Origin of the sequence: Pseudomonas sp. FP198 (genome assembly GCF_030687895.1) — a bacterium.
In the GTDB taxonomy this organism is placed as follows: Bacteria; Pseudomonadota; Gammaproteobacteria; order Pseudomonadales; family Pseudomonadaceae; genus Aquipseudomonas.
The window spans coordinates 999404-1011667 of the sequence record NZ_CP117452.1 but is presented as its reverse complement, the minus strand read 5'-3'; the positions used below and the strand labels follow the sequence as shown (position 1 = coordinate 1011667).

9 protein-coding genes and 2 pseudogenes are annotated in these 12264 nt (G+C 62.3%); 6 read left to right on the top strand and 5 right to left on the bottom strand.

Features of this window, described 5'->3' with window-relative positions; translation table 11 throughout:
- Positions 1-93: 93 nt before the first annotated feature.
- Both PSH78_RS26590 and PSH78_RS26585 read right to left on the bottom strand, forming a co-directional pair.
- Positions 94-525 (bottom strand): annotated as a pseudogene (locus PSH78_RS26590) (methyl-accepting chemotaxis protein); the annotation flags it as partial.
- A 156-nt stretch (positions 526-681) separates the two neighbouring features.
- Positions 682-1254 (bottom strand): annotated as a pseudogene (locus PSH78_RS26585) (PAS domain-containing protein); the annotation flags it as partial.
- A gap of 374 nt (positions 1255-1628) precedes the next feature.
- Between PSH78_RS26585 and PSH78_RS04725 the strand changes: the two are divergent.
- Together PSH78_RS04725 and PSH78_RS04720 are read left to right on the top strand one after the other, a co-directional pair.
- On the top strand, positions 1629-3047 hold the full coding sequence (locus tag PSH78_RS04725; RefSeq protein ID WP_305498815.1) for a short-chain fatty acid transporter: 1419 nt from the start codon (positions 1629-1631) through the stop codon (positions 3045-3047).
- Positions 3048-3159: 112 nt separating this feature from the next.
- Positions 3160-4320, top strand: a complete 1161-nt coding sequence (locus PSH78_RS04720; RefSeq protein ID WP_305498813.1) for a hypothetical protein — start codon at positions 3160-3162, stop codon at positions 4318-4320.
- A gap of 92 nt (positions 4321-4412) precedes the next feature.
- Here PSH78_RS04720 and can read toward each other — a convergent pair whose 3' ends face one another.
- Positions 4413-5057: a carbonate dehydratase gene (gene can, locus PSH78_RS04715; RefSeq protein WP_305498811.1), complete on the bottom strand. Its 645-nt coding sequence runs from the start codon at positions 5055-5057 to the stop codon at positions 4413-4415.
- A gap of 133 nt (positions 5058-5190) precedes the next feature.
- Here can and PSH78_RS04710 point away from each other — a divergent pair, with 133 nt between their 5' ends.
- Positions 5191-5595, top strand: a complete 405-nt coding sequence (locus tag PSH78_RS04710) for a serine kinase/phosphatase (protein ID WP_305498810.1) — start codon at positions 5191-5193, stop codon at positions 5593-5595.
- A gap of 347 nt (positions 5596-5942) precedes the next feature.
- On the opposite strand, the gene rimI is transcribed toward PSH78_RS04710, so the two are convergent.
- On the bottom strand, positions 5943-6395 hold the full coding sequence (rimI, locus tag PSH78_RS04705) for a ribosomal protein S18-alanine N-acetyltransferase (protein ID WP_003205585.1): 453 nt from the start codon (positions 6393-6395) through the stop codon (positions 5943-5945).
- Positions 6388-7173 carry an energy transducer TonB gene (locus PSH78_RS04700; protein ID WP_305498808.1) on the bottom strand — a complete coding sequence of 262 codons (786 nt, stop codon included), beginning with the start codon at positions 7171-7173 and terminating at the stop codon, positions 6388-6390. Before PSH78_RS04700 ends, rimI begins: the two co-directional genes overlap by 8 nt.
- A 181-nt stretch (positions 7174-7354) precedes the next feature.
- Here PSH78_RS04700 and mksB point away from each other — a divergent pair, with 181 nt between their 5' ends.
- Genes mksB through mksF form a run of 3 tightly spaced genes read left to right on the top strand, consistent with a single transcriptional unit; the run spans position 7355 to position 12163 of the window.
- A complete protein-coding gene (gene mksB / locus PSH78_RS04695) occupies positions 7355-8635 on the top strand; it encodes an Mks condensin complex protein MksB (protein WP_305498806.1) in 1281 nt (426 codons plus the stop codon).
- A complete protein-coding gene (gene mksE / locus PSH78_RS04690) occupies positions 8625-9326 on the top strand; it encodes an Mks condensin complex protein MksE (protein WP_305498804.1) in 702 nt (233 codons plus the stop codon). Before mksB ends, mksE begins: the two co-directional genes overlap by 11 nt.
- Positions 9323-12163 carry an Mks condensin complex protein MksF gene (gene mksF / locus PSH78_RS04685; RefSeq protein ID WP_305498803.1) on the top strand — a complete coding sequence of 947 codons (2841 nt, stop codon included), beginning with the start codon at positions 9323-9325 and terminating at the stop codon, positions 12161-12163. The genes mksE and mksF overlap by 4 nt, the downstream gene beginning before the upstream one ends.
- Positions 12164-12264: the final 101 nt, after the last annotated feature.

Genomic DNA, 12264 nt, shown 5'->3' with positions numbered 1-12264 from the left:
TCCCACAATGGATCTGCGTGATCGGGATACCTGTGAACCCCGATCAACTGTGGGAGCGAGCCTGCTCGCGAAGGCGGCTCACTCAGCAAGTTCTCAAGTCGACAACTGATTGGCGAACTGGCTCACCGCATCCACCACTTTTTTCGCCCCGTCCTGGATCTCGACGATGACCGTTCCCGCCTCGGCTGCCAGGGCCAGGCCCTGTTCGGCCTGATGCTGGCCGTCGGTCATCAGCGCCACGGCATTGCGGGCCATGTCCTGGTTCTGGCGGACCACGCCGATGATCTCGTCGGTCGCCTGGCTGGTTCGCGAGGCCAGTTGCCGGACCTCATCGGCGACCACTGCGAAACCCCGTCCCTGCTCACCGGCCCGAGCAGCCTCGATGGCCGCGTTGAGCGCCAGCAGGTTGGTCTGTTCGGCGATGCCGCTGATGGTCTTGACGATGGTCCCGATGACCAGGGACTGCTCGTTCAGCGCCTCGATACCTTGACCGGCGGTTTGCATGTGTCGGGCCAGGTCACGCATCACGTCCACCGCCTGGGTCACGACGGTGGTTCCGCGCTGGGCGCTGTTATCGGTCTGCAATGACGTGCTGTAGGCGATGCTGGCGGCTTCGGCGACGGCTTTTTCCTGGTTGACCTGATCGGTGATATCGGTGGCGAACTTGACCACTTTGTAAAGGCGTTCGTTGGCGTCGAGTACCGGGTTGTAGGACGCCTCCAGCCACACCTCACGGCCATTGCTGTCGAGGCGCTTGAAGCGGCCGGCGACAAATTCCCCGTTGTTCAGGCGTTTCCAGAAATTCTGGTAGGCCGCGCTGTTGTACTCCTCGGGTTCGCAAAACGTGCGGTGGTGCTTGCCCTTGATCTGCGCAAGGCTGTAGCCCATGGCATTGAGAAAACGATCATTGGCGGTCAGGACGTGGCCGCCCAGGTCGAACTCGATCACCGCCGTCGAACGGACCAGGGCGCCGATCAGGTTTTCATGCTCGCGGGAATTTTCGATGGTGCGGGTCAGGTCACTGGAGTACATCGAGAAGTAGCGGATTCGCCCGTTGGCATCCCGTACCGGCTGGAGGATCGAGCGTAGCCAGGCCTCGTCGCCGTTGCCTCGTGCCAGGCGAACGGCACCGGAGAAGTGCTCACCGCGGGTCAGCGCGGTCTTGAAGCGAATCTGGAATTCATTGGATCTCAGGTAGGCCGGCACCAGGTCCTCGACAGCGCGGCCGATCAGGTCCTGGCTCTTGTAGTGCATCTCGTCGAGAAAGTTCTGATTGACCGATTGCACCCGCCCCTCGGCGTCGAGGGTCAGCGCCAACATCTCTCGGTCCAGGCTTTCCTTGACTTGCATGATGCTCGAGAGTTCTTGGCGAAGAGCCAGAAGCTCCTGCTTGAGGCGGGTGTTGAACATGGTCATGCTCCGGCAGGCAGAGAATCTTTTGTGTTCTCTTGCCATCGGCTTGGCGATTTGTTTCTGAAGAGTGCCGCTGGTCGGCCTGAAAAATAATCAAGTGGCGCTCGAACGCCGGTCCGGCTTCCACGGTCATTGGAATGTTCCACCGTTGGCGTCCGACCGCTGATGCTTCGTCGCACCAGATACCCATAACCATAAAAACCGAGGTGATTGCCGTGACCACTGACATTGAAGACAGCCGTTCCGCCCGCTTCGCATTGCGCTGCTCCAGTTTCGCCGAGCGCTGGTTTCCCGACTCCTGGGTCTTCGCCGCGCTGGCGGTGCTGGTGGTTGCAATCGCCACGCAATTCATCGGCGCTACGCCCACGGCAGCGGCGATGGCGTTCGGCGATGGTTTCTGGAGCCTGATTCCGTTCACCATGCAAATGGCCTTCGTGGTGATTGGCGGTTACGTGGTCGCCAGTTCGCCGCCCGCCGTCAAGCTGATCGATCGCCTGGCACGGATCCCGAAAAACGGCCGCAGCGCGGTGGCCTGGGTGGCCTTGATTTCCATGGTCGCGTCGCTGCTCAACTGGGGCCTGTCGCTGGTGTTCGGCGGCCTGCTGGTGCGGGCACTCGCCCGGCGCAGCGACTTGAAAATGGATTATCGCGCCGCCGGTGCCGCCGCCTATCTGGGCCTGGGCGCGGTGTGGGCGCTGGGATTGTCTTCGTCGGCGGCGCAACTGCAGGCCAACCCGGCCAGCCTGCCGCCGTCGATCCTGTCCATTACGGGCGTCATTCCTTTCACCCAGACGATTTTCCTCTGGCAGTCCGGGGTGATGTTGCTGGCGCTGATCGTGATTTCGCTGATCGTCGCCTACGCCACCGCTCCAGGGCCCAACAGCGCTCGTGACGCCGCCGCCTGCGGGATCGACCCGAGCTTCAGCATGCCGGCATTGCAGCCTCGCACCCGTCCGGGAGAATGGCTGGAACACAGCCCGCTATTGACCATCGCCCTGGTGCTGCTGGCTGCCGGGTGGCTGTTCCACGAGTTTTCGACCAAGCCTGCGATCAGTGCCATTTCCGGGCTGAACACCTACAACTTCCTGTTCATCATGCTCGGCGCATTGCTGCACTGGCGCCCGCGCAGCTTTCTCGACGCCGTGGCCCGCGCGGTGCCGACCACCACCGGGGTGTTGATCCAGTTTCCGCTGTACGGTTCGATCGCCGCGCTGCTGACCACGGTCAAGGGCAGCGACGCGCAGACGCTGGCCCACCATATCTCGACCTTTTTCGTACAGATCGCGTCGCATGACACCTACGCCTTGTTGATGGGTGTCTATTCCGCGGTGCTGGGCTTCTTCATTCCCTCGGGCGGGGGCAAGTGGATCATCGAAGCGCCCTACGTCATGCAGGTGGCCAATGACCTGAACTATCACCTGGGCTGGGCGGTGCAGATCTATAACGCCGCCGAGGCGCTGCCGAACCTGATCAATCCGTTCTACATGCTGCCGCTGCTGGGTGTCCTGGGGCTGAAGGCCAGGGATTTGATCGGTTTTTCCTTTGTGCAGCTGCTGGTACACACCCCTCTGGTGCTGGCACTGCTGTGGGCGTTGGGAACTACGTTGACCTATTTGCCGCCCGTGATGCCATAAAGCCATAAAAAAGGGCCGATATTTACATCGGCCCACTTCTTCTTCGGCTCCGTCTGTTTCAGTATGGATACACCCTGTTCGAAGGGGCCCACACGCTGAAAAGGATCTGAGCATGTCCAAACTCGCCGTATTTTCTGTCGCCGCCCTGGCCTTCAGTGCCGCCGCCCATGCCGCCGACATTGACGTACAACTGGGCAGTACCGAACGTGTCACCCGTCTCTTCGCCTACCCCAACAACTGCAACGTCATCTGTTTTCGCAACTGGACGCTGGAGCAGACCGTCGAGCATTACCTGACCCAAAGCGTACAGCGCGACGGCTACGGCGCGGCCAAGGTCAGCGTCAAGCGCGATAACGACATCGTCTACGCGAACATCAGCGGAGTGCCGAAAAGTTACGGCCAACCGCTGGCCGCGCTGCTCAACGCCGGAGACCTGGCGTACAACGGCGCGACGAAACTCAACAATGACAAAAAGTGGGCCTACAACTGGTACCTGTTCCTGCCCCTGGGCATGGCCCTGGAAAACCGCAAGAGCGTAGAGTTGCTGCACTTCCCGCCGGATTACTCGCTGACCCAGGCCCAGGATTACCTCGAGTCGGCCACTACCGACCGCTGGGCCACGCTGCTGACCGCCAATGGCATCGCCGCCGACCAGACGCCGGCCTACCAGACGATCATCGACATCGCGCCGATCGCGGCCCCGTCCAACGCCGGCCAGGCGCTGGAAGGTGTCTACGATTATTTCAATGACTACCAGACCACCATGGTCAAGCAGGTCAGCCAGAACGCCAGCGGCAATGCACTGCCGATGGTGGCTTTCGGTGCTCCGGTGCGGAACTGGATCAAGACCCAATACGGCCCGACCGTGAATGTGCTCGGCCTGGCGACCATCACCCCGACGGAAGGCGTCAAGGTTCCGGTACTGGGCTCCAATCACCCCAGCTATATCTGGTACGCCGCCGACCCTGAAAGCTATGACGGCGACCAGGCCAAGGCAGATGCCGCGGGCTTGAAAGTCATGGGACAGGACCTGAGCGCCGCGTGCTGGCAAGCCGGAATGGGCAGCAAGCCCGATACCGATCCGACCCAGCAACTGAACCAATGCACGCAGACCTGGCAGGTTACCCAGAAGGAGAAGACCTGCGAGTTGTTCTATACCTCGATTCGCAAACTGACGCCGGCCGAAGCGGCGACAAAATGCGCGGCGCCGGCGATCAAGTCGCAACTTCAGCAATTGAAGGTGCCGATGCCGCTGCCAGCTGAATCAGTCTGAACCTGACGGAGCTTTCCCGCGTGAGCCTTGGCTGACGCGGGAAAGCGCCGCTGCCGTCAATCAGCGACGATGCTGATCACTGACGTCTACGCTCAGGGCGCGTCTACAGGACGCAAGCGATACTGCGGTGGCAACTGCTCGAAACCGCTGATCGTGGTGTCCAGGCTTTTCCAGCGCCCGTCCTTGATCCCATAGATGCAACCATGAATGGACAGTTTCTGCCCGCGGTGCCAGGCATTCTGGACGATGCTGGTATGACCGACGTTCGCCACCTGCTGGATCACGTTGAGTTCACACAGGCGGTCCACCCGTTCCTCTTCGGTCGGCAATTTGGCCAACGCTTCGCGGTGCTCGTAGTACAAGTCGCGAATCGAGCGCAGCCAGCCGTCGATCAGGCCGAGCTGGCGGTCCTGCATCGAGGCGCGCACGCCGCCGCAGCCGTAATGGCCGGTGACCAGGATGTGCTTGACCTTGAGCACGTCCACCGCGTACTGGATCACCGAAAGGCAGTTCAGGTCGGTGTGCAACACCACGTTGGCCACGTTACGGTGCACAAACAGATCACCTGGCAACATGCCGACGATTTCGTTGGCCGGCACTCGCGCGTCGGAGCAGCCGATCCACAGGTATTCGGGGGTTTGCTGACGAGCCAGCTTGGCGAAGAAGTCAGGATCCTCCTGCTTGATCGCATCGGCCCAGCGCGCGTTGTTATCAATCAGATCTTGTAATTCATTCATGCTGTCCAGCCTCGATAGAGAGTGCGCAACTGTGACAGACGACCGCCGGTCGAGGTCACGTCGGCAGCGCGTTGGAATTCCTGGCACCGCAGCCGGTCGACTCATAGTAAGGCCCACAGTATGAGGAATTGCCATGAATGATTCACGACGTCCCTACGATGCGGTGCAACCGGAACCCATCGACGACAACGAAGACCGCATGGGCTCGATGCGTGAGCTGGAATTCGATGACGATGAATACGAGGCCAGGATCGGCGACGAGCTGCCCGAAGACGAGCGCGAGCAACTGCTACCGGACGAACGTGTCCGTGAAGCAGGCATGACGGGGGCGTCCATGGATGACCGCCAGCCGACCGAAGATGACCTGAGCCCCGAGACCCTGATCCGTGATGATGGCGCCAGGGACGCCCTGGAGGCTGGCGAAGGTGAACAGGCCGATTGGGACCTGAGCGTCGTGAATGAAAATGACATCGGCGGCGGCGACGGCCTGGACGAAGCGGAAATGGCCGATATCGACCCGTTGGATGGCAAGCGCTGAGCAACCTCGCCAGTCCCTTGTGGGAGCGAGCCTGCTCGCGAAAGCGGTGATTCAGCTTGCATCAATGCTGAATGTACCGCCGTCTTCGCGAGCAGGCTCGCTCCCACATGGGTTCTGTGGCTGGCCTAGGATTTGATGTACGCCGCCAGCCCCCTGTAGGAGCGAGCCTGCTCGCGAAAGCGGTGATTCAGCTTGCATCAATGCTGAATGTACCGCCGTCTTCGCGAGCAGGCTCGCTCCTACATGGGTTCTGTGGCTGGCCTAGGATTTGATGTACGCCGCCAGCCCCCTGTGGGAGCGAGCCTGCTCGCGAAAGCGGTGGCTCAGTCAACATCAATGCCCTTGATTCAGTCCACCAAGGTACAGGCCATGACCACCGCATCCTCACGCCCGCCCACCGCTGGGTAGTAATCCCGCCGCCGGCCAATCTCGTTGAAACCGTAACGCTCATACAGCCGGAACGCCGTGCGATTGCTGTCGCGCACTTCCAGGAAACATTCGCGTGCCTCGGCCTTGTAGGCAATCGACATCAAGTGTTCCAGGAGCCGCAAACCCAGGCCGCGTCCCTGGTTTTCCGGCTTGACGGTGATATTGAGCAGGTGCGCTTCATCGAGGATGATCTGCACCACGCCATGGCCGACTTGCTGCTGGCCTTCGAACATCAGCCAGATCTGGTATTTGCCCAGCCCGTCGAGAAATATCCCGCGGGTCCAGGGATGGCTGTAGGCCGCGTATTCGATCTTCAGTACAGCGTCGAGGTCCGCCTCGGTCATCGGGCGGAACGATACAGCATCACTCATTCGATTCTTTCCAGCGCGCCATCAGCCGGCGCATGGCTTGCCAGACATCAGCCTTGTGCCGTGGCGTTTCCATTAACGATTCCAGTCCCGGCAATGCCCAGGCCGAGCCCAGGCCTTCGACCTGCAACTCACGGTTGAACGCTTCGGCATCCGCCTCGCCGGCGAACCTCACTGCCGGCAGGCCGATCAGCCACAGACACACGCACGGTTCGTCTTCCAGACGCGCCGAAACAAATCCCTGGACAAAATCCCGCGCCGCCTCCGGCCCCTGGTCCATCGTGCCGCGCGACAACAATGGCCAGCGCACCGGCTCGCCGATGATTTGCGGGCTGTCCGGCAGGCCGGCGGCACGCAGCATGTCCTTGAGCAGCAAGTAGGCTGGATCGCGGCTCTGGAAGGGTTCGCCGGTGGGTAACTCCACCAGCAGCAGGCAGCGCCCGGCTCGAAGCAATTGCAGGGCGAAACGTGGCGGCGGCACCTGTGCGACCTTCACCGGGGGCGGCGCTTCGTCGACCTCTTCCACCGGTTTGGCATTAGTCCGGGTCGAGGCCAGGCTCGGACGCGGGACTTCGACTTTCGGCCGTTCGACAACGGGCGCCAACGGTTCGGCAACGGTCTTGGACACGGGCGCGGCCTGGGGCGGCGCGACCTCCATCGGCTCAGGCGCTTCCAGCAGCTCGGGCCGCGACGGGGCGGCAAATGGCAATTCGGTACGCGGCAGCCAGTTGACCACCTGCATGGCGGTCAGATAGGCGCGGCGGCGGGACTCGATAAGCAAGGGTCGGCCACTTGTGGATAACTGAAAGTGGGGAGGATTCTACCGCCCTTCGGCGCGGATCGCTTCCCTGTTGAGCCGATAGTTGAGCGATACGCGACGACAGTCCGTCTCGGGGGTGAATAGCAACCGGCCCGATGCAGTACAATCGCCGCTTTTAATTGCCAACCCGACGGCCATTGCGATGATCGAACCCAAGCGCGTCTTGCGCGCCCTCGCTGAACACTGGGCATTGCTGGAACCTTTGTGCGAGCACTTCGACCAGGGCACCCTGAGCCTCAACGAACTGCGTTCACAACTGGCCGCCCAACAACTGGACAGCACGCCCCAGGACATTACCCACCTGCTGGACGTGTGGATCCGCCTGGACATCCTCGTGCCGGTGGCGAAAAGCCCCAACCGTTTCGAGCTCAACGCCCAGATCCACGACTTCCTCGCCTACCTGCGCCGCGAACACCGCCTGGGCCTGTGCCTGGAAATCGAAGCCTACCTGCGCCACCTCGAGCGCCTGGCCGGTTACATCCAGGACGCTTTCGAGGTGCGCGACGGCAACGACCTGGCCCGCCAGTTGCGCTTGCTGGACATGCGCGTGCGCGACGTCCTGAAGAAGCTCGCCAACGATGAGCAGGCACTGGTGGCCGTGGCCGAACGGGCCAAGACCAGCGACCGACAGATTCCGCTGCGCCAGCGCTACGCCGAAGTACTGGCGACCTGGGACGAATACGTCGAACCGATGATCCAGCTGGTGAACGCCGACGGCGCCTTCGAGCAAGGCGTGCGCAAGGTCGAGAACGTGCTGTTGCGCATGCTCACCGAACAACAGCGCCTCGGCCACCTCGTCGACGACGACATGCTGCTGCGTACCCATGCACGCATCCTCGAAATGCAGACCAGCGCCCAGCTGACCCTGCGCCACGCCCGGGAACTGCTCCTGCCGCTGCGTGAAGAAGCCCGCCGGCATAACGCCGTGACCCGAGGCGCCGCCCTGGCCCTGGCGGCCATTCGCCGCAAGGGCATCGACGCCGTGCCGCAAGCCGCCATGCCGCTGTTCACCCGGCCGCAAAGTACGTTTTTGGGCAGTGCCAGCCAGGTCGAAGCCTATGTCTATGCCCTGGCCCGTTTCGAGCCGAAACCGGCGCGCTTTCCCAAGTCCCACAAGACCCACAAGGGCGGCGAGGCACCACGGGCGCCGCGCACCGTACGCGAGATGGTCGAGCGTTGCGAAGACGCCCTGCCGATGCCGGACCTGATGAGCTGGCTGCTGGAGCAGGAACCGGACGGCGCCACCGACGAATTGCTGTACTGGTTCTCGCGCCTGTCGCGGGAAAAACGTTTCAAGCGCGAGCGTCTGGAACGCCGCGATTACCACACCCACGAGCATCAGGTCAGCCTGCGCTCCTTCGCCCTGCTCTCGGCCGGCGATACCGCCGCCGAGGATTCTGCGAGCATCCCCCATGCATCTTGATCTATCCGAACTGTCCCAGCTGGCGCCGATCTTTCGCGAGCTGTTCAAGGGTTACCACGTCAGCCGCCGCGACCCGGAGCTGTACGCGCAACTGTCGAACTTCCAGGACCAGTACCGCACGCTGTTCAAGGCCCTGGGCTTCGAACTGGTGTGCGATACCCGCGGCTTCTATTACTTCGTGCCCGACCTGGCCGCCGCCGCGGTGAACAAGACCGCCCAGCGCCTGGCCCTGTTCACCTTCATCCTGGTCGAACACCTGGCCGACCAGGGCCGCGACCCGATCGCCGTGCTCGACGGTGGCAGCCTCGGCCGCGATGAGTTGCCGTCGTTGCTGGAAAAATACCGCGACCTGTTCATCCAGGCCGAAGTACAGACCCAGGAGGAGCTGGAAGAAAAAATCATGCGCCGCATGACCCAACTGGGTTTCGCCAGCGAAGAGAACGGCGTGTACCGCTTCCTGCCGCCGATGCACCGCTTCCTCGACGTCTGCCTGTCGGTCCAGCAGGACCGCGACCTGGCCGCCAGCCTGCACAGCGTGTTGCCGCTGCCAGCGCCGGTACTGATCGACGACGACAGCGACGAAAAACTGCTGCAGACCGACGACCCGCTGGACCTCAGCGAGTTCGACGGTGAAAGCGAAGAAGACGCACTGGCCCGCGCCATTGCCGAAGAACAGGAGACCGACGCATGAGCAAGGAACGCTACGGCATCCGCCGCTTTGCCCTTTTGAACACCGCCGGCTACAGCCTCGGCCTGTTCCCGCTGGAAGAGCCGCTGTCGGTTTACGGCGCGAACAACCTGGGTAAATCCGCCTCGATCAACGCCCTGCAGTTCCCGATCCTGGCGCGCATGTCGGACATGAGCTTTGGCAAGTACAGCCTGGAGCAATCCCGGCGTTTCTACTTCGCCTCGGACACCAGCTACATCCTCGTGGAAGTTGCCCTGCCCCACGGCCCGCACGTGATTGGCGTGGTCGGTCGCGGCCCTGGCGGCGGTTTCGGCCATCAGTTCTTTGCCTACGCCGGCAAACTGGACCTGGCCCACTATCAGAAAGATGACACTTGCCTGCGCCAGAAAGAGCTGTTCACCAACCTGGAGCGCGAAGGCCTGAAAGCCTACGAACTCAAGCCGGATGAACTGCGCCGTCTGCTGGTCGGCGGACACACCTCGATTCCCCTGGACCTGACGCTGATCCCGCTGCGCTCCACCAGCGAGCAAAGCCTCAAGACCTTCCGCGCGCTGTTCATCAACCTGCTGCACATGCGCGAAATCACCGCCGCCAAGCTCAAGCAACTGTTCCTCGATGCCTTCGAGCACAGCCTGCGCTCCGGCAGCGTGGACTACATAGCCGCGTGCGAAGAAGCCTTCCGCGACGTGCGACGCATGGAACAGGACTACAACTCCCTGGTGGCGGCCGGCCCGTTGGTGGAAGCCTTGGCCAACGGCGTGCAGCAGCGCGATATCCTGCGCGGCAAACTGCATCGCCTGTCACCATTGCTCGACTCGCTGCTGGGCACCTGGTCGGACTATGCCAGTGCGCGCAAGGAAGAGCTGACCATCCAGGCCGAGCATTACCGCAACGAGCAGGATTCGCTGCAGAACGACCAGCGCGGCGGCACCCAGGAGCTGATGCGCCTGGAGCGTGAAATCAGCGGCATCCAGCGCTGGCTCGGCGAACTGTCGGTGCTCAAGCATCGCTTTGCCCTGGTGGACGACGTCAAGGTCCTGGAGCAGCAACTGCTCGCCGCCAAGGACGCCCACGACGAACTGGCCGGCGCCCTGGCTCAGTCCCGGCAGTTCAGCGCCGAAGACCTGGAAGAGCGCCTGCGGGATCTGGAAAAACGCCTGAAGTCGGTCAAGCAGCAACTCGATCACGCCGACAACAACAGCTACGCGCGCCTGCGCGAAGAGTTCTCCCAGCAGGACGTCGAGCGCCTGATGCGCCTGTTCAACAGCGCTTTGTTCAGCCTGCCGCTGGGCGAACACGGCATCGCGCTGGACGAGAATGGCGAGTGGGTCAAATCCATGGGCCTGATTCTCGACGGATTCAAGGGCGAGCGCTTCGAAGTGCCCGGCCTGTCCATCGACCTGTCCCACATCGAACCGCCGGCCTTGCAAGCTCTTGCCGACCGCGCCGCGCTGCGCGACCAGAAAGAGCGTCTGGAAAAAGAGCTCAAGCAGCTCAAGACCCAACAAGCCGTGGCCGCCGACCGTGCCGCGAGCAAGACCCAGACCGAAGCGCTGTACCAGCAGGTCCTAGATGCACAGAAAGCCCTGGAGGACTTCCGCCGCAGCCAGACCTTGAGCGCCGAGGAAGGCGAGAAACTCGAGCAACTGGCGCAGATGGAAGCCGCCCAGGACGAACTCAAACGCTCCAGCGATGCGTTCACCGAGCGCGTCCAGCAGCTGTCCGCCAAGTTGCAACTGGTGGGCCGGCAGATCGCCGACATGGAAGCCAAGCAGCGTACCCTCGACGATGCCCTGCGCCGTCGTCAGTTGCTGCCGGCGGACCTGCCATTCGGCACGCCGTTCATGGACCCGGTCGACGACTCCATGGACAACCTGTTACCGCTGCTCAACGATTATCAGGACAGTTGGCAGGGCCTGTTGCGGGTCGATGGCCAGATCGAAGCGCTGTACGCCCAGGTGCGCCTCAAGGGCGTGGCCAAGTTCGACAGCGAAGACGACATGGAGCGCCGTCTGCAACTGCTGATCAACGCCTATGCCCACCGCACCGACGAAGCCCTGACCCTGGGCAAGGCGCGTCGTGCGGCCGTGACCGACATCGCCCGGACCCTGCGCAACATCCGCAGCGACTACGACAGCCTCGAACACCAGTTGGCGCTGTTCAACCGCGAGATCAACAAGCGCCAGGTGTCCAACCTGCAAAGCTTCCGCATCGTCCTGGCGCCGAACAAGGAAGCGCTCAAGCACATCGACCAGATCATCCACAGCGCCGGCCAGTACGAGGAAGGCGAGACGCTGTCGGTGTTCGACCTGAGCCAGAGCGCCGAGCAGGACAACAAGAACGAAGAAGCCAAGGAATACCTGGCGCGGCTGGTGGCGGCAAACCACAACCAGCTCGGCCTCAAGGACCTGTTCGAACTGGCGTTCGAGATCACCAAGGTCAACGACCAGCCGGTGATCCACACCGACATCGACGGCGCAGCGTCCAACGGCACCACCATGACCATCAAGGCGCTGACCAACATGTACTTGTTGTTGCACCTGATGGACCGCGAACAGGCTGGCCGCGTGCGCCTGCCGTATTACCTGGACGAAGCGGCGGACATCGACGAAAAGAACCAGGCAGCGCTGCTGGAAACCAGCTTGCAACTGGGCTTCGTGCCGATCCTCGCCAGTGTGAAGCCGCAGGTCTGCGCCAGTGTCGCCATCGACCTGGAAGGCGGCAGCGGCCCGAACGGCATCTACATCGACGAGGCGGACTGGAAATACATCCGTCGTCACGATGCGGTGAAAGCCACGGTGAACGTCCAGGCCGATGAGCCGGAGCTGGATCCGGTCTGAGGTAGACAGCCGTATGAAAAAGGCCGCGATCCATTGGATCGCGGCCTTTTTTCATTGCGCTAATTTCAGGCTTTCAGTGCAACTGATGGCCTCATCGCGAG